This window comes from Novosphingobium indicum, assembly GCF_014645195.1.
In the GTDB taxonomy this organism is placed as follows: Bacteria; Pseudomonadota; Alphaproteobacteria; order Sphingomonadales; family Sphingomonadaceae; genus Novosphingobium; species Novosphingobium indicum.
The window spans coordinates 91667-115193 of sequence record NZ_BMLK01000015.1 but is presented as its reverse complement, the minus strand read 5'-3'; the positions used below and the strand labels follow the sequence as shown (position 1 = coordinate 115193).

Here is a 23527-nt window from a genome sequence, read left to right as displayed (position 1 = left end):
CCACAGCGTCCGGCAGCATCGGCATCTCCGTCGTCAGGCTCCCAAGCCTTGCCCAACCCGGTTTTTGCGGGTCTCCAGCTGGGCATGGAAGTCTTTCACGACCTGACGCAGAACAGCGATCTTGGACTGGCTGTCACCCGGGTTCGTCTGGTTCATCGATCCGGTGGTATCGAGCACCATCATCACATCGGTGTTGGAAAAATTGAGCTTCGCCTCGCACTGCACGGCGACCGGTACATTGGTTTCGCCGAAGACCCGCATGATCGTTGTCGGGACGTTGGCAGAGGCCTTGCCCGAGATCGAGTAGTCGGATTCCAGCGTCATCGTGAAGGTGCGGTCCGTCGAGCCATAGGCCCCGGACGGGAAGTTCACGTTGAAGAAGCGATTGCCGACCACCGAGACTTCGCCGGGGACCACACCTGTCGTAACGACCTGTGAACCAAGGGCTTTTCGAGCCGCCAGAACGCCTGCGTCGCAGGCCTGCTGAAGCCGGGTTTCGGAGATGTAGCTGCGGCCCATGTCGATCCCGCCACCCACAAGCGCAAGCAGGGGGGCAAGTGCAGCAGCAACGATCATGAAGGTGTTGCCAGCATGATCGCGCAGCAGGCGGCGTGCAAAATGCAGTGCCGCCGCAAGCCTGCTGCCTGGTATGCGATGCTTCATGCCGGGTCGAAATCCGCGTTGTTCCAGCCTCGGTCATAACCCTGGGCGCGTAAGGTTTCGGCAAACGGGCATGGTTAACAGGGATTGAACCTGGTGGACCCAGCCACGGGTCTCGGGAACGACGAAAGCGGCTAAGGTCCGGAATGCCTGTAGCCGCAACGGGCATACGCATCCCTTGGGTGGCGGGTGAAATGGTAAACGAAACCTCAGCGCCGCCTGCGTCCGCTTGCATGCCCGACACAGACTTCTAGATAGACCGGGTGTCAGATCCCGCTCAACCATCCGGTTCGTCCTCGGCTTCCGCGCAGGAGGAGATGCTGGTAGCGTCCCTCCCGACCGCTTCGCGCCTTGCTCTGGCCTACGCCCCCGCAAAGGCGCGCCTGCAAACGCTGGCGCTCTTCGCGCTCGATACGCGGCTTGCCGGGCTGCTGCGCAATTCGAGCGAGCCGATGCTGGCGCAACTGCGCTTGTCGTGGTGGCGGGAAACGCTGACCCGTGACGAAAACGAATGGCCGGAAGGGGAGCCGCTGCTGGCGGCGCTGCGCAGCTGGAACGGGCAACATCGTTCGCTGTCGGCGCTGGTAGATGGTTGGGAAGCCCTGACCGGAACCGCGCCGCTGCCGCCCGGGGCGCTGCGTGAAATGGCCGAGGGAAGGGCTGCGTCCTTCGCCGCGCTGGCGCGGTCGCTGGCGCTGGAGCAGGAGGCGGAAGCCGCGTCGCACCTCGGCCGCCAATGGGCCGCTGCCGATCTGGCCATGCGTCTGGGCCATTCGCAGGAGCGCTCGACGGCTACAGCGCTGGTTGCAGAGGGCAAGGACCGCCGACCGCGCGTATCGCGAAGCTTGCGGCCTTTGCTGGTTCTGCATGGGCTGGCGCACCGGCGCCTTGAGAAAGGCGATGAAGCTGCCGCGCTCTCTCCGGCGGCCATGCTCAAGGCCATGCGTCTCGGCTTTCTCGGTTTCTGACGCCATTCCCATGAAAGACTTGTAATTTCGCCGGACGCGCGGGCGCGGCTTATCCTCCGGGTAACAATGGGGGACCCGTATGCACCGCTTCCTGCTCGGAGGTCTGGCAGCGCTCGTGATGGTTGGTGTCGGCCTGTTCTGGTTACAGGGACGCGCGGCCGTGGAGGCGGGTGCTCCGCCCCCGGAAATCGAGGCAACAGACGTTCCCGAGGAGCTTCCGAGCGCCGACGTTGGCGATAGGGTCGGACCGGAACCGCCCGTGGCGACCGAACTGACACGCGAACAGCGCCGTTTCGGTCGGTACGACCGCGACAGTGATGGGCGCATCACCCGTCACGAGATGCTGTCCACGCGCACATCGGGTTTCCAGCGGCTCGATACCGATGGTAACAACCTGCTCACGTTCGAGGAATGGGCTGCCACCACCGTCGACAGGTTCGAATACGCGGACGTCGACGGGAATGACTGGCTCACACCGGAAGAATTTGCCCGCACGGCTCCGCCAAGGCCCAAACCGAAGGCCAAATGCCGATGCTGATCAGGCAGCCGGGGCGAAGCTGTCCAGCCAGCCCATGATGTCCTGCTTGGCGCGTACGGTATAAGCCTCCTTGCGCTGCTTCTTCCTGACGTCGTGCAGCGGTGGGAAGAGCCCGAAGTTGACGTTCATCGGCTGATAGCTGTCGGCCTCTGCGTCACCGGTGATGTGTGAGAGCAGGGCGCCCATGGCCGTCGTAGCCGGCGGAGCCTGCCACTCGCGTCCTGCCAGTTCCGATGCCGCCATAAGCCCGGACATCAGGCCCACAGCAGCGCTTTCGACATATCCTTCACATCCGGTGATCTGCCCGGCGAAGCGGACATGCGGCGCGCTCTTGAGCCGCAGCTGGCGATCGAGCAGTACGGGAGAATTGAGGAAGGTGTTGCGGTGCAGGCCGCCCAATCGCGCGAACTCGGCCTTTTCCAATCCCGGAATAGTCCGGAACAGCCGCACCTGCTCCGCGTGTTTCAGTTTGGTCTGGAAACCGACCATGTTCCACAGCGTGCCGAGCTTGTTGTCCTGACGGAGTTGCACGACGGCGTAAGGCCAGCGGCCGTTTGGGTGTTCGGGCGTCGCCCAATGGGGATTGTCCAGCCCGACCGGCTTCATCGGCCCAAAGCGGAGCGTGTCGACACCGCGTTCGGCCATGACCTCGATCGGCATGCAGCCGTCGAAGTAGGGGGTATTGGCTTCCCATTCCTTGAATGCGGTCTTCTCGCCATCGAGAAGCCCCTGGTGAAACGCGAGGTACTGGTCGCGGGTCATCGGGCAGTTGATGTAATCCTTGGTGTCGCCCTTGTCCCAGCGCGACGCCATCCAGCAGATGTCCATGTCGATGGTGTCGCGATAGACGATCGGGGCAATGGCATCGAAAAAGGCGAGGCTCTCCGCGCCCGTTGCCCGCCCGATCGAGCCGGCCAATGCTTCCGCGGTCAGCGGCCCCGTCGACACAATGGTTGCGCCGGCTGCAGGCAGCGTATCGACACGTTCGCGCACGATCTCGACGTTGGGCAGGGCGGCAAGGCGGGCTTCCACTTCTGCGGAGAACACGTCGCGATCCACGGCCAGGGCCGAGCCTGCGGGAACCTGGGCTTTCGTGGCTGCGGCCATGATAAGCGAATCGCAGCGGCGCATCTCGTGATGCAGCAGGCCGACCGCGTTTTTCTCATCGTCGTCGGAACGGAACGAATTGGAGCAGACCAGTTCGGCAAGGCCATCGGTGTGATGGGCGGGCGTGCGTTCGCCGCTGCCGCGCATTTCCGACAGACGGACCTTGAAGCCGCGGCGTCCCAGCTGCCAGGCAGCCTCGCTGCCGGCAAGGCCGCCGCCGATGATGTGAATGTCATGTGTCATGGGGCGGCGCCTTAGCGCCTCATCGCTTGTCCCGTCGAGGCCAAGTTGGCATCACAGCGTCAACGGGCAGCGATGGGAACCTTGTTTCGCAGCGTTCCCAGTCGGTTGGTAAGCATCGCGGCTTTGGTGCTTGCGCTTCCCTCAGGTGCTATGGCGCAGGTTCTCGCCGAAACCACGGCGGCTGCATCTGCCACCGACGGCCAAGGATCAGGCGCGTGGGAGCTGGACAGTTCCTGTCGCGTCGCGGTGAACCGGTCCATGGGCGATGACCGCCGAGAGGGGCAGCGCTGCGTAGATGTGAGGGAACAGCGCGTTCTCGCGCGACGCTTCCCACTTGACCACATCGCCCAGGGCGCTGAGATCGACGGCAGCTATATGCAGGTCGTCCTGACCGTCAAAATGCTTGTCCAGCGTCCCCTGCACCTGATCGGCCGTCGACATATGGATGTAGCCATCGGTCAGGTCGATCGGGGCGCCTGAGAACGTCCCGTCCGCGAACAGGCTGTCGCGCTGTTCGCGGGTCAGGATCTTGTAGGCGACACTGTCATGCTCGGGCGCCGTCATGCTCAGTCTTCGCTTTCGGGCGCTTCGGGTTCGTCCGGTGCAGGGGGCGTGTCGGTCACGGTCTCATCGGCAAGGACTTCCGCCACTTCCTCTTCGGCTTCCTCGTCGAGGCGCACAGCGCTCACGACATGTTCGCCGTTGGAAACGTTGAACAGGCGAACGCCTGCGGAGCCACGGCCGATGACACGCAGCGTCTCCAGCGGAAGACGGATCAACTTGGCCTGATCGGTCACCAGCATGAGCTGTTGCGTCTGTGCGGCCGGGAAGCTCGCCACCACCGGGCCGTTGCGCGCGATATTGTCGATATTGGTGATACCCTGACCACCGCGTCCGGTACGACGGTACTCATAGGCCGACGACATCTTCCCGTAGCCGTTGGCGCAGACCGTGAGGATGAACTGCTCAGCCTCTGCCAGTTCCGCCATACGTTCTGCGGAAAGCGCCGGTTCGCCTTCCTTCTCGCCCTTCCAAGGGGCGAACTTGAGATAGGCCTCGCGCTCTTCGGGCGTTGTGCCGACCCGATGCAGGATCGACAGCGAGATGACCTTGTCGCCATCCTTCAGCGTCATGCCGCGCACACCGGTGGAAGTGCGGCTCGTGAATTCGCGCACGTCGTCGCCGGCGAAACGGATGGCCTTGCCCTGACGGCTCGCGAGAAGGACGTCGTCGCTGGCTTCCAGCAGAGCCACGCCGATCAGGTGATCGTCGCTGCCCTCGTCGAAGCGCATCGCGATCTTGCCGTTGCTCGGGATGTTCGCGAAGGAATCCATGGCATTGCGGCGCACGCTGCCCTGCGCCGTGGCAAATACGACCGACAGCTTGCTCCATTCCGCCTCGTCCTCGGGCAGGGCGAGCACCGTCTGGATCGTTTCGTCCTTGTCGAGCGCGGGGAGCAGGTTGACGATGGGCCGTCCGCGCGTGGTCGGGCCGCCTTCGGGCAGCTTGTAGACCTTGAGGCGGTAGACCTTGCCCGCGGTCGAGAAGAAAAGCACCGGATTGTGGGTCGAGGTGACGAACATGGTCGTCACGGCATCCTCGTCCTTGGTGGCCATGCCGGCGCGGCCTTTGCCGCCGCGTGCCTGCGCGCGGAAGGTGGAGAGGGCGGTGCGCTTGATGTAGCCGTCCATGGTGACGGTCACCACCATGTCCTCTCGCTCGATCAGGTCCTCGTCCTCGATCCCGTCGAAAGCGGCGGTGATTTCGGAACGCCGCGGCGTGGCGTAGGCATCGCGCACGGCCTGCAGTTCTTCGCGCATCACTCCGTAGAGCTTCACGCGGTCCGCGAGGATCGAGAGATATTCCTCGATGGCGATGGCCAGTTGCTTGAGTTCGTCGCCGATCTCGTCGCGGCCCATCGCGGTGAGGCGATGCAGGCGCAGGTCGAGGATGGCCTTTACCTGAGCCTCGGACAGACGGTAGGTGCCACCGGATTCCTCGGCCGAAGGCTCGATCGCCTCGACCAGCCGGATGTAAGGCGCGATGTCGCCGATCGGCCATTCCTTGGCGAGAAGCTTGGCGCGGGCATCGGCCGGGTTCGACGATCCGCGGATCATCGCCACGACCTCGTCCATGTTCGAGACGGCGACCACCAGGCCGAGCAAGATATGCGCCCGGTCCCGTGCCTTGTTCAGCTCGAACTTGGTGCGGCGGGTGATGACCTCTTCGCGGAACTGGATGAAGGCCTGAATGATGTCGCGAAGCGACATGGTTTCGGGGCGTCCGCCCCGAATAGCGAGCATATTAGCGGGGAAATTCGACTGCGCCGGCGTGTTGCGCCAGAGCTGGTTGAGCACGACTTCGGGAGAGGCATCGCGCTTGAGCTCGATGACGACGCGCACGCCTTCACGGTTGGATTCGTCACGGATGTCGGAGACGCCCTCGATCCGCTTGTCCTTGGCGGCTTCGGCAATCTTCTCGACGAGGCCGGACTTGCCGACCTGATAGGGCATCGAGGTCAGCACGATCGACCGGCGGTCGCCCCGGCCTTCCTCAATCATGTGGCGGCAGCGTTGGACAATCGAACCGCGACCGGTAGTGTAGGCCGCACGGGCGCCGCTGGAACCCAGAATGAGCGGTGCGGTCGGAAAGTCCGGCCCCGGGATGATTTCGAACAGCTCCTCGGTGGAGATGCCCGGATTGTCCATCATCGCAAAGCAGCCGTCGATCACTTCGCCGAGGTTGTGCGGCGGAATGTTCGTGGCCATGCCGACCGCGATACCGCCGGCGCCATTGACCAGCAGGTTCGGAAAGCGGGCGGGAAGAACCGAAGGCTCCTGTCGAGAACCGTCATAGTTCTCGACGAAATCAACGGTATCCTTGTCGAGATCGTCCAGCAGCGAATTGGCGACGCGGGCCAGGCGCGCTTCCGTGTAACGCATCGAGGCCGGCGGATCCGGGTCCATCGAGCCGAAGTTGCCCTGGCCGTCGATGAGCGGAAGCCGCATCGACCAGTCCTGGGTCATGCGTGCGAGGGCGTCGTAGATCGCGCTGTCGCCGTGCGGGTGATAGTTACCCATGACGTCGCCGACGATCTTGGCCGACTTGCGGTAGGGCCGTCCGGCTACGAAGCCGCCTTCCTGGCTGGCGAAGAGAATGCGGCGGTGCACTGGCTTGAGGCCGTCGCGCACATCGGGAAGCGCGCGGCTCACGATCACGCTCATCGCGTAATCGAGATAGCTCGTTTTCATTTCGTCGACGATGTCGACGCGGGTGTACTCGCCTTCGGGGCCGGTGTGTTCGATGATGTCGGTGTCGTCGCTCACGCGGTTCTATCGCCAGGTTGTTGCGGAAAAGAGGTGATGGATTGCCCTAGGGCAAGCGCCAGGTGAAAGCCACAGCCGATGCGCCCTGAAGGGCGGAACCATCCGGCTTTTTCCACATTTATGACCTGTGCCGGTGCCGTACTTGCCAACAATTCTGAACGGGTGCGATGAATCGTATTCAATCAGCGTTCAGTGGCGAATGACTAATCCGAGCGAGAGGTTGCAAACGGGGCAAATCGTCGTCACTACCGGCGCCGGCCCGTTTTCAGGCGCCTACTGGCAGGCGTTTTGTAGTTAAGTCTTGAGAGGAGTGGCCTTGATGGCTCGCAAATTCGTTGTTTCCCGTGTTGCTCTTGCGCTGGCGCTTTCCACAGGCATGGCCGTTGCAGTGGCCCCGCCGGCAATGGCAAAGAAGAAGGAAAAGGCTGAAGGCCCGCAGTTTTCGGAAGAATTCCGCAAGGCTGCCGCCCCGATCGAGCAGGCAATGACCGAGGCTACCAAGAGCCTTCCTGCTGGCGCGGGTGACGCCGACTATGCCGCAGCAAAGACCCAGATCGATACGGCACTCGGTGGTGACGGTAAGGCCACTTTCGAAGCGGCCGTGTCCACTGCGACGACACCCGACGACAAGATGGCACTCGGCCAGCTTATGCGTAACTACGGCATTCTCGCGAAGGACCTCCCGTTCAAGCAGAAGGGCACCGCCATGATGCTGGACAGCGGCAAGGTTCCTGCGGACAAGGTGGGCAGCGTCTACTTCGACGCCGGCGTGACCGCGTACCAGCTCCAGGACTGGGCGAACGCGGCCCGCTACCTCAAGGCGTCGAAGGATGCCGGCTTCCAGGATCCGAACAACCAGCTCGAGATGATACTGGTCGATGCCTACAAGCGCAGCGGCAACAACGAGGCCGTCGTGCAGATGGCGGACGAAGAGATCGCTACTGCCCAGGCCAAGGGCGTGGCACCCAGCGAGACCACGCTGCGCAATGCCTTGCAGCAGACCTACGCCGCCAAGCAGGTTGCCCCGTCGGCCAAGTACGCGTCGATGCTCGGCCAGTACTACCCGGACGCCTGGGACGTGGCGATATCGGTTGTGGGCCAGATCGCAGCTCTGCCGCGCCAGCAGGATCTTGACCTGATGCGCCTGAAGCTCCTGACCAACGCGATGAAGGAAAAGCGCGACTACTTCACCTACATCGAGGACGTCGATCCCCGTGCCTATCCGGGTGAAGCGCTGAAGGTCATCAACGACGGTCTTTCCAAGGGCATTCTGACCCAGAAGGAAGTCGAGGCCGACAAGACAAACACCGAAGCCCGCGTGGGCAAGGACCGTGCATCGCTGCCCGCGATCGCTTCGGACGCCTCGAAGGCCGGTGCAGATGCCGGTACGGTCGTGGGTGCAGGGGACGTTTTCCTCAGCTATGACAAGCCTGCAGAGGCCGAGACCTTCTATAGCAAGGCGATGGGCATGCCCGGCGCCGACGCCAACAAGGTCGCGCTGCGTCTCGGCATCACCCAGACGCTTCAGGGAAAGTATGCCGAGGCTATCCAGAACTTCGCGAAGGTGACCGGGCCGACTGCGCCCGTGGCGACCATGTGGACGGGCTATGCCAAGAGCAAGGCCGGACCGACTGCGGCTGCACCGACGGCGCCGGCTGCTCCGGCAGACGCAAGCTGATCGGCCTCAGCGAGAGCTGAACCAAGAAAAAGGGCGGCGGGAATGTCCCGTCGCCCTTTTTCGTGCCTGTCGCCGCAGGACATCGCTTGTCCTGCGGTGGACATCGACTGTCCCGCGGTCAGGTCACCGGTTCGAATTCGCCGCTCTGGTCGTCCATGAGGTGCAGAATTCCATCGGAAATCGCGAAGAAGGCACCGCGCAGGCGCAGGTCACCGTCGCGCACCTTGCGACGGATGCAGGGGAAGGTCATCAGGTTGTCGAGGCTGACCTTGACCGCCGCCTGCTCCATGTGAATTTCAGCGGGACGCCCTTCGGTGCCGTACTGAGCGGCTACCGGCGCGCGAGCTTCATCCAGCAAGGCGATCCAGTCGGCGATGAAACCTCCTTCACCGGGCTCGGCGCCGTGAAGCTCCTGCGTGAGCGCTGCCTTGCAGCCACCACACATGCCGTGGCCCATGACCACGATTTCCTTCACCTTGAGAACCTGAACCGCGAACTCGAGAGCAGCGGACACACCATGATGACCGGGGGTGGTTTCGAACGGCGGAACAAGTGCGGCGACGTTGCGCACGACGAACATCTCGCCCGGGTCAGTATCGAAGATCTGCGTGGGGTCGACGCGGCTGTCCGAGCAGGCGATGATCATGACTTCGGGCTGCTGCCCTTCGCGCAGACGGGCCCAGCGTTCGCGGTGGGGGGTCCAGCCGCTGTCCCGAAACCGGCGGTACCCTTCGAAGAGATGTTCCAGCGCGCTGCTCGTTTCGGACATACGGGGGGCTCCGTGATCTAGCTTTGAGGACTATGGCATCCCTTAGCCGGGATATTCGTACTGGCAAGGGGCTGCCCAAGCGACTATCTGGGCCCCATGAACGATCTTTCGACTGCACCGAGCCCCGAGAGCAAACCTGAACGGCAGCGCAAGCCCGACTGGATCCGGGTCAAGGCCCCTACCACGAAGGGCTATGGCGAAACGCGCAAGCTGATGCGCGATCTCAAGCTCAACACCGTGTGCGAGGAGGCTGCTTGCCCCAATATCGGCGAGTGCTGGACCAAGAAGCACGCGACCGTGATGATTCTGGGCGACACCTGCACCCGTGCTTGTGCCTTCTGCAACGTGAAGACGGGCATGCCCGACCGTGTCGATACCGAAGAGCCCGCACACGTGGCGGAAGCCGCCGCGAAGATGGGTTTGGAGCACATCGTCATCACGTCTGTCGACCGTGATGATCTTCCCGACGGCGGCGCGAGCCAGTTCGTGAAGGTTATCGAGGAACTGCGTCGCACGACGCCGTCCACCACGATCGAGATCCTCACGCCAGACTTCCGGGGCAAGATGCAGGCCGCGATCGAGGCGATCGTCGCTGCCCGTCCGGACGTCTACAACCACAATCTGGAAACGGTGCCCCGGCTCTACCCGACCATTCGCCCCGGCGCGCGCTACTACGCGTCGCTACGGCTTCTGGAAGAGGTGAAGCGCCACGATCCGTCGATCTTCACCAAGTCGGGCATCATGCTCGGTCTGGGCGAGGAGCGGCTGGAAGTTCATCAGGTCATGGACGACATGCGCTGCGCCGACATCGATTTCCTGACCATGGGGCAGTACCTGCGCCCGACGCCCAAGCATGCGGACGTGAAGGAATTCGTCACGCCGCAGGCTTTCGAGGCCTATGGCGCAATTGCCCGTGCCAAGGGCTTCCTGCAGGTCGCTTCGACCCCGCTGACCCGCTCCAGCTACCACGCGGGCGAGGATTTCGCGCAAATGCGTGCCGCGCGTGAAGCCAGATTGGCGCGGGGACAGCGTTGATGTCCACCGGTGTACACGGACATAGCTTGAACACCGCGACAAGGGCCTGAACATGCCGGGAATCCACGAAGTCCACCGGTTGCCCTACAGCGCCGAGCAGATGTTCGATCTCGTCGCCGATGTCGGCCGCTATCAGGAGTTCCTTCCCTGGGTGGTGGCCACGCGGGTCAAATCCGACGATGGCAGCGAAATGATCGCGGACATGCTCGTCGGCTTCAAGGCGCTGCGTGAGAAGTTCACCTCACGGGTTGAGAAGGTCCGCCCGCGCGAAATCAACGTCCACTACGTCGACGGTCCCATGCGTGATCTCGACAACAAGTGGACTTTCCATCCCGTGAGCGACACCGCTTGCGATGTCGAGTTCGATGTTCGCTTTACGTTCCGGAATGCGCTGTTCGAAAAGCTTGCCGGGCAGTATTTCGACAAAGCTTTCCGCAAAATGGTTGCGGCGTTCGAGGCGCGTGCGGAAGACCTTTATGGCGCGCCGCAGGAGTCGGGATAATTCGAGTTATGTTTTGTAACTCGAATTAGGAACAGTTTGTTACCAACAGAGCCGGGGCGAAGATCGCTGAGTTATGTTTCGTAACTATGGGCAAAATTATAGTTACGATAGGTTACTATAAGCTCTCAAGTTCTTGAAAGTATGGAATTCAAGTCGCTGGACGGTAGCAGCATCTCCAATGCGACAAGCGCAGCGTGGTGGCGAATTTCGGCCCGATTGGCGCCTTCTATGATCTTCTGCTCGGTGTTGACGTCCTCCTCGCCGCGGATCGCGAGGGCAAACACGACAGTTCCCACCGGCTTCAGTTCGGTGCCGCCTTCGGGGCCGGCTATGCCGCTGACCGCCACGGCCACATCGGCGCCGCTGTGCCGGATGGCACCCTGCGCCATTGCCCAGGCCGTCGCAGGTGAAACTGCGCCGAACGCGTCGATGATGTCCGCCTGGACATCCAGCAATTCCTGTTTGGATTCATTGGAATAGGTCACGAAACCGCGGTCGAGCACCGACGAGGACCCGGGAATTTCCGTCAGCGCCGCGCACACGAGACCGCCGGTGCAGCTTTCGGCGAGCGCAATCTTGCGGCCGGCCGCCTTGTTCTCGGCAATGACCCGCTCGGCAAGAGAGACGAGGTCCTGGGGAAAGAATACAGTCTTGGCCATGGCTGTCCTTCGGAAATTCAGTCCCTGCACAGGGCAATATTGCCCAGCTTGGGTTCGGCCTCGCCCGCGATTTCCATCGTCAGGGCTATCAGGCCGGCTGTGTTTTCAGGGGGAAGGGGAGACAGCAGATCGATCGCAAGATCAAGCTTGCCGCAGGATTTCAGTGTAATTCGCTGCGAAACGAACCCTTCGACAAAGGTATCCGCAAGCTGTCGCGTGGTCTGGTCAGGCAGGGCGCGCAGGGTATTTGCGGCATCGGAGCCTACGGCCTTGAGGAAGGCCGGCTTTGCCTTGGGCCAGTATTTGGCTTTCTGGCCGGAATACCGGGCGATCAGGTCGCCGCTGCCGCGCCGCAGGAAGGCGTCCGCCGGCAGCACCGAGGCGCAGCGCTTGGACGTCCCCTCGATCGCCTGAGGAAGCGCGTAGGTCAGCAGCGATGTCGCTTCTTCTCGGGTCAGGCAGACGGGCTCGGCAGCCACCGCGACGCCAGGAACGACGGCGAGCAGGGCGGCAATGGCACCGGAAATTCGCATCATGCGCATGGTTTATATCCTTGTCAGGCTGACGGCCGCCTGTGCGGCAATGCCTTCACGTCTGCCGGTGAAACCCAGTTTCTCCGTAGTGGTTGCCTTCACGCTCATCGCGCTGATGTCCACATCAAGGATTTCCGCCAGTTTTGCGCGCATCGCCTCTCGATGCGGTCCGAGCTTCGGCGCTTCGCATATGATGGTCACGTCGGCATTGCCAAGCGTATATCCGGCCTCGCGCACGAGAGTCCCGGCATGGGACAGAAACTGGTGCGAAGCCGCGCCTTTCCATTGCGGATCGCTCGGCGGGAAGTGCTGGCCGATGTCTCCGGCGCCGATGGCTCCGAGAAGGGCATCGACGAGCGCGTGGATGGCCACATCGGCATCGCTATGTCCCGCAAGACCATGTGTATGTTCGACCCTGACCCCGCAGAGCCATAATTCCTCGCCTTTGGACAACCGGTGGACATCGTATCCTGTCCCGACGCGCACAGCAGGCATGCTCACGTTGAAATCGGACGCATAAGTTAGCTTGTGCAAGGCCTCATCCCCTTCGACCATTGCGATGTCCATGCCCTGGACACGGGCGACCTGAGCATCGTCTCCCGCATTTGTCTCGCCTGTCCACGCCTGATGCGCCGCCAGAATCTCCGGAAAACGGAAAGCCTGCGGTGTCTGGACGCGGCGCAGATCTTCACGGCGTGCAGGCGCGCCCATGACTTCAAGCGATTGTCCCTTCTCGGCATGAGCGAGACTGTCCACTACGGACAGGACAGGAATTGCGGCCTTGTAGTCGGTCAAGGCATCGACCAATCGGTCCATCACCGCCCGGGGCAGAATGGGCCGCGCGGCGTCGTGTATCAGCACGAGATCGGGCCCTGTCCCGGCCAGGACTTCGAGCCCCAAACGAACCGATTCCTGCCGCGATTTCCCGCCGCCGGTGAACTCCACGCCCGGAATATCGCGGAGCGCATCGCGGGCGATGGCGCCTGCTCCCTGGGGAATGACCACCACGATCGGAGAGACGCCGGCATTCGCCAGTGCTTCGACCGAGTGCCGAACCACCGGTTTCCCGCGCCATGGGGCGAACTGCTTGGGCAGCGGTTGGCCTGCGCGCAGGCCTTGGCCCGCAGCGACCACCACGGCGCCAACTTTCGGCGTATAATCTTTGCCCTCGGGCTGTGCAGATACGAGACGCGACATTGTGGCAGCCGGTAATCGCTTGCCCGATCAAGGGCAATCCACTATGCGCTGCCTGTTTTTTAGGCAGTATTACACGCATTATGACATCCATGCCCAATCCTCCGGCTCTCAAGCCCATCCAGGTCGGTCCCGTGACGATCGATTGCCCGGTCGTGCTCGCGCCGATGACGGGCGTTTCGGACCTGCCGTTCCGCAAGATGGTGCGCAGCTTCGGTTCGGGCCTCAACGTCACCGAAATGATCGCGAGCCCCGCGGCCATCCGCGAGACGCGCGTTTCGCTCCAGAAGGCGATGTGGGATCAGATCGAGGATCCGGTCTCGATGCAGCTCGTCGGCTGCGAACCCGATCAGATGGCCGAAGCCGCCAAGCTGGTGGAAGACCGCGGCGCGGCGATCATCGACATCAACATGGGCTGCCCGGTCCGCAAGGTCGTGAACGGTGATGCCGGTTCGGCGCTGATGCGCGATGTCCCGCTGGCAACCAGGCTGATCGAGGCAACGGTAAAGGCGGTAAACGTCCCGGTAACCGTCAAGATGCGCATGGGCTGGTGCCATGACAGCCTCAATGCCCCTGAACTCGCGCGCATCGCCGAGGATCTGGGCGCGAAGATGATCACCGTCCACGGCCGCACCCGCAATCAGATGTACAAGGGACAGGCCGACTGGCGCTTTGTCCGCGGCGTCAAGGATGCGGTGTCCATCCCGGTCATCGTCAATGGTGATATCTGCGGCATCGACGATGCTGCTGCCGCGCTGGAGCAATCCGGCGCCGATGGGCTGATGATCGGCCGCGGCGCCTATGGCAAGCCGTGGGTTCTGGCGCAGGTTATGCACTGGTGGCGGGGCAACGGGCTTCTGGCCGATCCCGACTTCGGTGAACAGTACGAGGTCATCCGCCAGCACTATGAGGACATGCTGTCCCATTATGGACATGAGACCGGCGTGAAGATGGCGCGCAAGCACCTGGGCTGGTACGTGAAGGGCATTCGCGGTTCGGCGGAATTCCGCAACCGGGTCAACTTCATCGACGACGCAAACGAGGTTTTGCGCGCTCTTGCGGAGTTCTATGCACCTTACCGGTCTACCGGTGGACAGCTGCAGGCCGCATGAGTGTCGTGCTCGGGACAGCGCTGCCCGAAGCCAGTCGGCTGCTGGCCAGCCTGCCGCATGCGGTTGTCCTGCTGGAGCCAGGCCTGCGCATAGCTTCGGTCAATCCGGCAGCGGAGCAGTTCTTCGGCCAATCGCAGCGGCGCCTCGTCGGAAGCCCGCTTGGCGATGTCCTGGTTTTTCCTGAGCATCGTCTGCTCGAGCGTCTCAACGACTACGAAACGCCGGTCTCTGCGCGTGAAATCGTCGTGACCCTCAGGGGGAGAGGTGCGCGCCGTATCGATGTCAACGTGGCTCCCGTGGCGGATACGACCGGTTGGCAGATCCTGACAATCCACGATCATAGTGCCACCGAGGCCTTGGGCGATGATTCCGGTGGTGTGGACAATGCCGTCGTTCGCGGGCCGGAGATCATGGCGCACGAGATCAAGAACCCGCTTGCGGGTATTCGCGGCGCGGCACAGTTGCTGGCGCGCAAGATCGAGGCACGCGACAAGCCGCTGACCGATCTCATCACTTCGGAAGTCGATCGCATCGCGGGCCTTATCGAGCAGATGCAGAAGCTGAGCGGGCGTACCGCGCCGCCAGTGGAACCCTGCAATCTCCATGAGGCCGCGCGGCGGGCTGTCGATGTCATCAAGGCAGCCAGCGGCGAGGCGCCCACGGAGGGCCCCAGCCGGTACCGGCTCGTCGAGGAGTTTGATCCCTCGCTCCCGCCTGTGCTGGGGAGCCCGGACGGGCTGGTGCAGGTGATCATCAACCTCCTGTCGAACGCGATCGAGGCATCGCAGGAAGCGGACGAGCCGCGCGTCACGATCCGCACGCGCTTTGCCAGCGGCCTGCAACTGCATACCACCGATTCCGGAACGCCGGTTCGCTTGCCCGTTGAACTGCGCGTCAGCGACAACGGCCCCGGGATCGACCCGTCGATGAGAGACCACATCTTCGAACCCTTCGTCACGACCAAGAAGTCGGGGCAGGGGCTGGGGCTCCCGCTTGTGCGCAAGCTGGTGCGCGACATGAACGGCCGCATCACACACGAGCGCGATGAGGAATCCGGTCTTACGCATTTCCGCGTCCACCTTCCGCTTGCGAAGGAAACCATGCGGAGCAGGGTGCTCAGGAGGAAGCTGACATGAGCGTCCTGCTTGTCGAGGACGACATGTCCATCGCCATCGTGATCACGGCCGCCCTTGAGGATGAAGGGTTTTCGGTGACGCATTGCGACACCATTGCCGAGCGCGACCGGTTGCTGGCCGAACGCAGCTACGAAGCGCTCGTGACCGATGTAATGCTGCCCGATGGAGACGGGATCGAGACGATCGAACGGGTACGTGCTCTGCACCCCGATATGCCGATCCTCATCCTGTCGGCTCAGAACACGCTCGATACCGCCGTTCGCGCGACCGACACCGGGGCATTCGAATACTTCCCCAAGCCGTTCGACATCGACGAACTGGCCCGTACTGTACGGCAAGCCGCCGGTAATGCGCAGGGTAGTGTCCCGCGTGGCGACGAGCCGCTGGGCGATGGGCTGCCGTTGGTTGGCAGAAGCGCGGCGATGCAATCGGTTTTCCGCATGATTACGCGCGTACTGCGTAACGATCTGACCGTGCTGATTCTGGGCGAGTCCGGTACGGGTAAGGAACTGGTTGCGGAAGCGATCCACCAGCTCGGCAATCGCCGCAACGGGCCGTTCATTGCCGTCAATACCGCCGCCATTCCCGCCGAACTTATCGAAAGCGAACTCTTCGGCCACGAGAAGGGTGCCTTTACCGGCGCGGTCGCCCGGCATGTCGGCAAGTTCGAACAGGCAGCGGGTGGGACCCTGTTTCTCGATGAAATCGGCGACATGCCGATGCAAGCACAGACAAGGCTGCTACGCGCACTTCAGTCAGGTACGGTTCGCCGTGTGGGTGGCAGTGAGGAGATCCGCCTCGATACGCGTATCATCGCGGCGACCAACAAGGATCTGGAGCCGGAAATTGCCGCCGGGCGTTTCCGCGAGGATCTCTACTATCGCCTCAATGTCGTGCCGATCCACATGCCACCACTGCGAGAACGCAGTGACGACATCGAGGTTCTGGCCCGCCACTTCCTGCAGCACGCCGCCAACGAAGGCTTGCCACGCAGGCAGCTCACCCATGAGGCCGCGGAACTGCTGAGTCGCCAGCCCTGGCGAGGAAATGTTCGCGAACTCAAGAACTTCGTCTACCGCATGGCGCTTCTGGCCCGTGAAGACACCATCGATGTCGACAGCGTTCTGCCGCTGCTCGCCCAAGAACCGGTAGGCACGCCGCTGTCGGGCAAGGAGGAGGGCGGAGACATCGCGAGCGCCATCACCCATTGGTTGTCCATCGAGCGGCCTGCCAATGGTACGATCTACGAGCGCGCCATGGCCGCAGTCGAACGCCCGCTTTTTGCCGAGGTTCTGCGGGATACCGGGGGCAACCAGTTGAGGGCAGCACAGGCCCTGGGCATCAACCGTAACACCTTGCGCAAACGGCTCAGCGAACTCGCGCTCGACCCCGAGGAATTCGCTCGTCGACCATGACGATGATTTGGTGGAATTGCTCTTGCTTCTCGGCAACAGTGCTGTTGTAACGAGGCAACTATGACGGAAGTTCAGACCAGAAAGCGCGCGTGGCCGCGCTGGTGGCGGCGCATGCAGGTTGCAGCGCGCCGTGCGAACTTCTTTGCCATTATCGAAGTGCTTTCCGTTGTTGCCTTTCTGGCAATGACCACGACGACTTGGTTCGCACTCAACTCGGGTGGCGACAAGGGCAAGCTGTTGCCCTCGAACCTCACAGCGACCCTGCTGATCGGCACGCTGGTGCCGGCTATGGCGATCCTCGTTCTGCTGGGACGGCGATTGGCGCTGCGCAGAGCGTCGGAAAATATTGGCGGCACCGGGCGCATGCATGTGCGTCTCGTGTTCATTTTCTCTCTGATTTCCGCCATTCCCACGCTGCTGGTCGTGGTCTTCGCCTCGTGGCTCTTCCAGTCGGGCGTTGAATTCTGGTTTTCCGACAGTTCGCGCGGCTTGCTTGAAAACGCGAACAAGCTGGCGCGGGGCTACTATGAGCAGACCTTGCGCGACGTGGGCTACGAATCCGTCGCAATGGCGGAGGACTCGCGGACATGGCTTGGCGAGTATCCGGTCGCCAGCCAGGAATTCCAGGCCTTCCTGGCCGATCAGGTGCTGCGGCGAAACCTCAGTGTCGCAGCCATTATCCAGATCGATTCCGACGGAAATCAACGCACGCCGATCATCGTCGACCCGGACGGGCAGTCCGAAAACAACCGCATCAGTACCGATACGCTGCAAAAGCTCGACAAGGGTGCCCCTTACGATGTGACATCACGCAACGACCGTATCGTTGCAGCAGCGCCGATCGAGCGGTCTTCCGGCATCTATCTGATGGTGGCGCGAAGCAACGACCTCCTGTCACTCAGTCAGGGCCAGAGCGCGGAAAATATCGTTCAGGCATACGAAGTCCTCACAAGCCGGGCCCGCGTCCTGCAGTTGCGGTTCAACGTCGCGCTGTTCGTGGCCTCACTGGCACTGGTCGGCCTTTCGGTCTGGTTCGCGCTGCGATTTGCCGACCGACAGGTGCAACCGCTATACGAACTGGTCGACGCGGCCCGCCGGGTCGGGGCGGGCAACTACGCCCTGCGCCTCGAAGGGCGTACGGGAGCCGATGAAATCGGCCTGCTCAACCGTGCCTTCAATCGCATGACGGCGCAGATCGACAAGCAGACCCAGGCCTTGCTTGGCGCCAACCGGCAGTTGCACGAGCGCCGTCTGTTCATCGAGGCGGTTCTCGAGTCCGTGACATCGGGCATCATTTCGCTCGACGAGGACGGCAAGATCTTGCTGATGAACAGCACGGCCCACAAGATGCTGGCCGAAGACGACAGCGAAATCCCCGAGGACATGACCATAGACGAACTGGCGCCGCCGATCGCGGGCATGGTCGAGCAGGGCACTTCGGTGGGGCTGGTCCAGTACAATCGCGGCGGCGAACTGCTGACCCTCGCGGTCAAGACCAGTCGCGATGCTACTGGTCACGTGATTACGTTCGAGGACATTACGCGCCAGCTGCTCGACCAGCGCACAGCCGCATGGTCGGACGTCGCGCGCCGAATCGCGCACGAGATCAAGAATCCACTGACCCCGATCCAGCTTGCAACCGAACGCCTGAGCCGCCGCTATCGCAAGCAGATCACCGACAATCCGGAGCTGTTCGAAGACCTGACGCGGACGATCATCCGGCAGGTCGGCGATCTCAGAAAGATGGTGGACGAGTTCTCGTCTTTCGCACGCCTGCCGAAGCCCGTGTTCCGCGCCGAGGACCCTGTCGCGCTGACCCGGCAGGCACTGTTCCTGCAGGAAGTGGCGCGTCCGGAAATAGCCTTCAGCTTCTCCGCCGACACTGACATAACCAGTATCGACTGCGACCGTCACCAGTACGGTCAGGCTATGACAAACGTTCTCAAGAATGCCGTCGAGGCGATTGAAGCAAAACAAAAAGATTCGAACGACGACTACCAGGGCAAGATTGCGGTCGAGATCAGCAAGCAGGACGACTCCATCCTCGTGCGCATCGCCGACAACGGCATTGGCCTGTCGCAGGATCGCGATCGGATCGTCGAGCCTTATGTCACGACGCGCGAGAAGGGCACCGGCCTTGGGCTCGCCATCGTCAACAAAATTATCGAAGAGCATGGCGGAGAAATGACGTTCATGCCCACCCAGGGCGGCGGCACGACCGTGACCATGCGCTTCGCCAGGGATCCCCTGGCCCACGGGCGCAAGCCGGAGGCCGCCGAATGATTATTATCCTCCTACCATCCCCCCTTACCCCTCAACGAAGAAGTTAAAGTCATGGCACTCGAAATCCTGATCGTCGACGACGAACGCGATATCCGGGAACTGGTCGCCGGTGTTTTGAGCGACGAAGGCTATGAATGCCGCACCGCCGGAGGCAGCGAGGCGGCACTGGAAGCCGTCGATGCGCGTAGGCCCTCGCTCGTTTTGCTGGATGTCTGGCTCCACGGCAGCCCGATGGACGGGCTCGAGGTTCTCGACGCGATCAAGTCACGTGAACCCGAACTTCCGGTGATCATCTTTTCCGGCCACGGCAATATCGACACGGCTGTCGCCGCGATCAGCCGTGGCGCGGTGGACTTCATCGAAAAGCCCTTCGAAGCCGAGAAGCTGCTGCATCTGGTCGGCCGTGCCACCGAAACCGAGCGCCTGCGCCGCGAAAATGCGCAACTCAAGCAAGACTACTCGGTGGGCGAGGAGTTCACCGGGTCGAGTGCTGCCATCAATCATGTCCGGGCAACGCTGAAGCGCATCGCAAATACCGGCAGTCGCTTGCTGATTACGGGGCCGGCCGGCTCGGGGAAAGAAGTCGCAGCCCGTCTGCTCCATGCCTGGAGCCCGCGTGCGGAAAACGCCTTTGTCAGCGTAAATTCGGCACGCATCACGCCCGAGCGGTTCGAACAGGAACTGTTCGGCGAGGAGGCCGATGGTGCCCTGGTCCGTCCCGGCCTGCTGGAAATGGCCGACGGCGGCACACTCTACTTCGATGAAGTGGCCGACATGCCGCTGTCCACCCAGGCGCGCATTCTGCGCGTGCTGACCGATCAGGCGTTCGTGCGTGTCGGTGGTACCCGCCAGATCCGGGTCGATGTCCGCGTCGTTTCCTCGACATCGCGTGATCTCGAAAAGGAAATCGCCGAACGTCGCTTCCGTGAGGACCTGTTCTATCGCCTCAACGTAGTCCCCGTATCCATTCCGGGTCTGCGCGAGCGGCGCGAGGACATTCCAGCACTCGTCGATCACTTCTTCGCTCGCTACGCCAATGAGCAAGGGGTTCCGCCGCCGCAGGTCAGCACCGAGGCTATGACCGCGCTTCAGGCCTACGAGTGGCCCGGCAATGTGCGCCAGTTGCGCAATGTCGTCGAGCGCACGGTGATCATGGCCCCGCGCGAAAAGGTCGGGCAGATCGAAGCCGACATGTTGCCGCCAGAGATCTTCAACAGCCGCGGCGGCGGCGATGCAGGCGTTTCGGTGATGATGAGCGCGCCACTGCGTGAAGCCCGCGAGAGCTTCGAACGCGAGTATCTGCGTATCCAGATCCGGCGCTTTTCGGGCAATATCTCGAAGACGGCCGCATTTATCGGGATGGAGCGTTCCGCACTGCACCGTAAACTGAAGCTGTTGGGGATGGCTGAACGCCGCGAAGGAGAGGAAAGCACGGACCAGGGCTGATCCCTGCGGGACATTCATGAAATGCACGTTTTGCGCACATCGCGAAACAATTCCGGATATCGCACTCGCGTTGTGATTCTTGTCAGGTGCTTACCGGAAAATATCCGGTAGAATTCTCGTGTTTACTGCAATGCAGCAAATGGATAGATTTTGATTCGGAAACGGTCGCAGGGAATAGCCCTCGGCCAGATTGCGGACCGCAACTGCGGCCGCCAAGAAAAGGAGATTGAGAATGGCTGGTCGAACGCTCTCTGCGCGACCGAAACCTGCACCCGAGCCCTCCGCGGCTCCTGCATCGGCTCCCGCAAGATCGGGGACTTCTGCAGGCAAGGGGCAGAACCTTCAGGATCAGTTCCTCAACCTCCTGCGCAAGAACAAGACCCCCGTCACCATGTTCCTGGTGAAGGGCGTGAAGTTGCAGGGCATCGTTACCTGGTTCGACAACTTCTCCATCCTGCTGCGTCGTGACGGACAATCTCAGCTTGTCTACAAGCACGCGATCTCCACGATCATGCCTTCGACCCCGGTCGATGCGCAGCAGTTCGCCAATGGTGCTGAAAGTGCGAAGAAGACCCGCCTGCTTCAGGACGTGTTCCTTTCCAGCATTCGCAGCGCCGGCGTGCAGGTCACGATGTTCCTGATCAACGGCGTCATGCTGCAGGGCCGCGTTGCTGCCTACGACCTGTTCTGCATGCTGCTGGAGCGCGAAGGCTATGTGCAGTTGGCCTACAAGCATGCCGTTTCGACGATTCAGCCCGTGACTCCGGTCGATCTGCAGGCGCATGAAGAAGCCGACGACTGAGTCGAGACGGAAAACAATTGAACGACGAACTTAAGGGCGAAGTCACGCGCGGTGCGCGTGCCTTCGTCGCCTATCCTCAGATGCGCGGGAGAGGGGATCTCGATCCCGACGCACGCCTCGAAGAGGCGAAGGGGCTTGCCTTGGCAATCGGCCTCGTGGTGGCGGATGCCGTGGCCATTCCCATTCGCGAGCCGCGTCCCGGTACGCTGTTCGGCGAAGGCCAGATCCAGAACATTGCGACTGGCTGCGAACTCAACGAGGCCGAACTGGTCATTGTCGATGGTTCGCTATCGGCGATCCAGCAGCGAAACCTCGAAGAAAAGCTCAAGCGCAAGGTTATCGACCGGACCGGGCTGATCCTCGAGATCTTCGGCGAACGCGCGGCAACGGCGGAAGGCCGGCTGCAGGTCGAACTGGCACATCTCGATTATCAGGCCGGCCGCCTTGTGCGGAGTTGGACTCACCTTGAGCGCCAGCGCGGTGGCTTCGGTTTCCTCGGTGGTCCGGGTGAAACGCAGATCGAGGCCGACCGCCGGTTGATCCGCGATCGCATGGCCAAGATCCGGCGCGAACTTGAACAGGTGCGACGGACACGCGGGCTCCACCGGGAACGCCGCGAAAAGGCGCCCTGGCCGGTAGCTGCACTGGTCGGCTATACCAATGCGGGCAAGTCGACGCTGTTCAACCGCCTTACGGGCGCCGATGTCATGGCGCAGGACCTGCTGTTCGCCACGCTAGATCCGACGATGCGGGCGATCCGGCTTCCGGGTGTCGAGAAGGCAATCCTGTCGGACACGGTGGGCTTCATTTCGGATCTTCCCACGCAGCTCGTTGCTGCCTTCCGCGCGACGCTGGAAGAAGTCACCGCTGCGGACGTGATCCTGCATGTGCGCGACATCGCCAATCCCGATACCGAGGCGCAAAAGAAGCAGGTTCTCGATGTCCTGGCCGACCTTGGCATTGTGCCTGGCGAAGACGGCGAAGAGAGCGAATTCCCGATTCCGATCATCGAAGTGTGGAACAAGTGGGATCTCCTCGGCGCGGAACAGGCCGATCAGCTGCGCGAAGCCATCACCCATCGGGAGGGAGAGACGATCGTGCCGCTTTCGGCACTGACCGGAATAGGGTGCGACAATCTTCTGGAGGTCGTCGGCAAGAAGTTGACGGCGGATTCGAAGATTTACGACTTCGTTCTTCCCGCTGCCGATGGCCAGCGCATTGCGTTCCTGCATGCACGCGGGAACGTCGTGTCCGAGGAACAGGCGGGTGAGGGGGCCGATGGCCCGCAACTGCGACTGAAAGTCCGGCTGACCGAACGCGAACTAGGCCGTTTTGCCTCGCTCTGATGCTTTGACGGCCTGCCAGTAGCTCTCCTGCTGGTCGAGCGAGAGCTTGGCGAAGTCCCGGTTCTCGCTGGATGCCAGTGATTCCATAGCCCGGAATCGCCGCTCGAACTTGGCATTGGCAGCGCGCAAGGCGTCCTCGGGTGCTATGCCATTGAGACGGACGAGATTGACGGCTGCGAACAGCAGGTCGCCGGCTTCTTCGAGCTTGCTGCCGGGATCGGCCTCGGCGAGTTCGCCCATTTCCTCATGAACCTTTTCAGCTGCGCCGCTGGGATCGGGCCAGTCGAAACCGACACGCGCAGCGCGCTTTTGCAGTTTTTCCGCGCGCATCAATGCGGGTAATGACAAGGCAACGCCATCGACGGCACTTGTCTCCCCCTTTGCCGCCCGTTCCTTCGCCTTGAGCTTTTCCCAGCGTTCGGTCTGGGCATCGCCGGACGCATCGTCGCCGAAGATGTGCGGATGCCGGGCCTCCAGCTTGTCGGAAATCGACGCAGCGACATCGGCGAAGGCGAAGTGGTCCGCCTCCTCCGCCATGCGCGCATGGAACACGACCTGCAGCAGCAGGTCCCCGAGCTCATCGCGCAGGGCTGCCAGGTCGTTCCGCTCGATGGCGTCGGCAACCTCGTAGGCTTCTTCGATCGTATAGGGTGCGATCGTCGCGAAGGTCTGGGCCCGGTCCCACTCACAGCCCGTCTCCGGATCACGCAGGCGCGCCATGATCGCAAGCAGGCGGTCGATTTGCTGGTGGCGTGCTTCCGACATGGCACCAAGC

The 23527-nt window shown here is 62.3% G+C and carries 21 protein-coding genes; 12 read left to right on the top strand and 9 right to left on the bottom strand.

Annotation, left to right across the window (positions count from 1 at the left end):
- Positions 1–33: 33 nt before the first annotated feature.
- Complete coding sequence (locus tag IEX64_RS16025; protein ID WP_188821168.1) at positions 34–663, bottom strand: Tad domain-containing protein; 630 nt, start codon at positions 661–663, stop codon at positions 34–36.
- Between the two features lie 314 nt (positions 664–977).
- Between IEX64_RS16025 and IEX64_RS16020 the strand changes: the two genes are divergently transcribed.
- Together IEX64_RS16020 and IEX64_RS16015 are read left to right on the top strand one after the other, a co-directional pair.
- Positions 978–1628: a hypothetical protein gene (locus IEX64_RS16020; protein ID WP_188821165.1), complete on the top strand. Its 651-nt coding sequence runs from the start codon at positions 978–980 to the stop codon at positions 1626–1628.
- Positions 1629–1707: 79 nt separating this feature from the next.
- A complete protein-coding gene (locus IEX64_RS16015; protein ID WP_188821163.1) occupies positions 1708–2166 on the top strand; it encodes an EF-hand domain-containing protein in 459 nt (152 codons plus the stop codon).
- Here the strand turns inward: IEX64_RS16015 and trmFO are convergent, their stop codons facing one another.
- From trmFO to gyrA, 3 genes are all read right to left on the bottom strand, one after another.
- Positions 2167–3516: a methylenetetrahydrofolate--tRNA-(uracil(54)-C(5))-methyltransferase (FADH(2)-oxidizing) TrmFO gene (gene trmFO / locus IEX64_RS16010; RefSeq protein ID WP_188821161.1), complete on the bottom strand. Its 1350-nt coding sequence runs from the start codon at positions 3514–3516 to the stop codon at positions 2167–2169.
- Positions 3517–3723: 207 nt separating this feature from the next.
- Complete coding sequence (locus tag IEX64_RS16005; RefSeq protein ID WP_188821159.1) at positions 3724–4080, bottom strand: DUF952 domain-containing protein; 357 nt, start codon at positions 4078–4080, stop codon at positions 3724–3726.
- Between the two features lie 2 nt (positions 4081–4082).
- A complete protein-coding gene (gene gyrA / locus IEX64_RS16000; protein WP_188821157.1) occupies positions 4083–6842 on the bottom strand; it encodes a DNA gyrase subunit A in 2760 nt (919 codons plus the stop codon).
- A gap of 319 nt (positions 6843–7161) precedes the next feature.
- On the opposite strand from gyrA, the gene IEX64_RS15995 reads away from it, so the two are divergent.
- Positions 7162–8520, top strand: coding sequence for a hypothetical protein (locus IEX64_RS15995; protein WP_188821155.1), 1359 nt, complete (start codon positions 7162–7164; stop codon positions 8518–8520).
- Positions 8521–8638: 118 nt separating this feature from the next.
- Here IEX64_RS15995 and IEX64_RS15990 read toward each other — a convergent pair whose 3' ends face one another.
- Positions 8639–9289 (bottom strand): carbonic anhydrase, encoded by a 651-nt coding sequence (locus IEX64_RS15990; RefSeq protein ID WP_188821152.1) that lies wholly within the window; start codon positions 9287–9289, stop codon positions 8639–8641.
- A gap of 96 nt (positions 9290–9385) precedes the next feature.
- On the opposite strand from IEX64_RS15990, the gene lipA reads away from it, so the two are divergent.
- Entirely contained in the window at positions 9386–10324 is a 939-nt protein-coding gene (gene lipA / locus IEX64_RS15985) for a lipoyl synthase (RefSeq protein WP_188821150.1), read from the top strand.
- 52 nt (positions 10325–10376) lie between these two features.
- The gene (locus IEX64_RS15980) at positions 10377–10826 is read left to right on the top strand and encodes a type II toxin-antitoxin system RatA family toxin (RefSeq protein WP_188821148.1); all 450 of its coding nucleotides are present in this window, start codon (positions 10377–10379) and stop codon (positions 10824–10826) included.
- Between the two features lie 125 nt (positions 10827–10951).
- Here IEX64_RS15980 and IEX64_RS15975 read toward each other — a convergent pair whose 3' ends face one another.
- From IEX64_RS15975 to IEX64_RS15965, 3 genes are read right to left on the bottom strand one after another with little or no spacing between them, the layout of a single operon-like run.
- The gene (locus IEX64_RS15975) at positions 10952–11485 is read right to left on the bottom strand and encodes a CinA family protein (protein WP_188821146.1); all 534 of its coding nucleotides are present in this window, start codon (positions 11483–11485) and stop codon (positions 10952–10954) included.
- A 17-nt stretch (positions 11486–11502) separates the two neighbouring features.
- Entirely contained in the window at positions 11503–12027 is a 525-nt protein-coding gene (locus tag IEX64_RS15970; RefSeq protein WP_229710480.1) for a hypothetical protein, read from the bottom strand.
- Positions 12028–12030: 3 nt separating this feature from the next.
- On the bottom strand, positions 12031–13215 hold the full coding sequence (locus tag IEX64_RS15965) for a bifunctional 2-C-methyl-D-erythritol 4-phosphate cytidylyltransferase/2-C-methyl-D-erythritol 2,4-cyclodiphosphate synthase (RefSeq protein ID WP_188821144.1): 1185 nt from the start codon (positions 13213–13215) through the stop codon (positions 12031–12033).
- 80 nt (positions 13216–13295) lie between these two features.
- Here IEX64_RS15965 and dusB point away from each other — a divergent pair, with 80 nt between their 5' ends.
- The 7 genes from dusB (at position 13296) to hflX (ending at position 22752) form a co-directional block, all read left to right on the top strand.
- A complete protein-coding gene (gene dusB / locus IEX64_RS15960) occupies positions 13296–14324 on the top strand; it encodes a tRNA dihydrouridine synthase DusB (RefSeq protein WP_188821142.1) in 1029 nt (342 codons plus the stop codon).
- A complete protein-coding gene (locus IEX64_RS15955) occupies positions 14321–15460 on the top strand; it encodes a two-component system sensor histidine kinase NtrB (protein WP_188821141.1) in 1140 nt (379 codons plus the stop codon). The genes dusB and IEX64_RS15955 overlap by 4 nt, the downstream gene beginning before the upstream one ends.
- Complete coding sequence (locus tag IEX64_RS15950) at positions 15457–16875, top strand: sigma-54-dependent transcriptional regulator (RefSeq protein WP_188821140.1); 1419 nt, start codon at positions 15457–15459, stop codon at positions 16873–16875. Before IEX64_RS15955 ends, IEX64_RS15950 begins: the two co-directional genes overlap by 4 nt.
- Positions 16876–16986: 111 nt before the next feature.
- On the top strand, positions 16987–19158 hold the full coding sequence (locus IEX64_RS15945) for a sensor histidine kinase (RefSeq protein ID WP_188821190.1): 2172 nt from the start codon (positions 16987–16989) through the stop codon (positions 19156–19158).
- Positions 19159–19209: 51 nt separating this feature from the next.
- The gene (gene ntrX, locus IEX64_RS15940) at positions 19210–20604 is read left to right on the top strand and encodes a nitrogen assimilation response regulator NtrX (protein ID WP_188821139.1); all 1395 of its coding nucleotides are present in this window, start codon (positions 19210–19212) and stop codon (positions 20602–20604) included.
- A 232-nt stretch (positions 20605–20836) separates the two neighbouring features.
- Positions 20837–21406: an RNA chaperone Hfq gene (gene hfq, locus IEX64_RS15935; RefSeq protein WP_188821138.1), complete on the top strand. Its 570-nt coding sequence runs from the start codon at positions 20837–20839 to the stop codon at positions 21404–21406.
- 17 nt (positions 21407–21423) lie between these two features.
- Entirely contained in the window at positions 21424–22752 is a 1329-nt protein-coding gene (gene hflX, locus IEX64_RS15930) for a GTPase HflX (RefSeq protein WP_188821137.1), read from the top strand.
- Here hflX and mazG read toward each other — a convergent pair.
- Positions 22729–23517 carry a nucleoside triphosphate pyrophosphohydrolase gene (gene mazG, locus IEX64_RS15925; RefSeq protein WP_188821136.1) on the bottom strand — a complete coding sequence of 263 codons (789 nt, stop codon included), beginning with the start codon at positions 23515–23517 and terminating at the stop codon, positions 22729–22731. The genes hflX and mazG overlap by 24 nt on opposite strands.
- Positions 23518–23527: the final 10 nt, after the last annotated feature.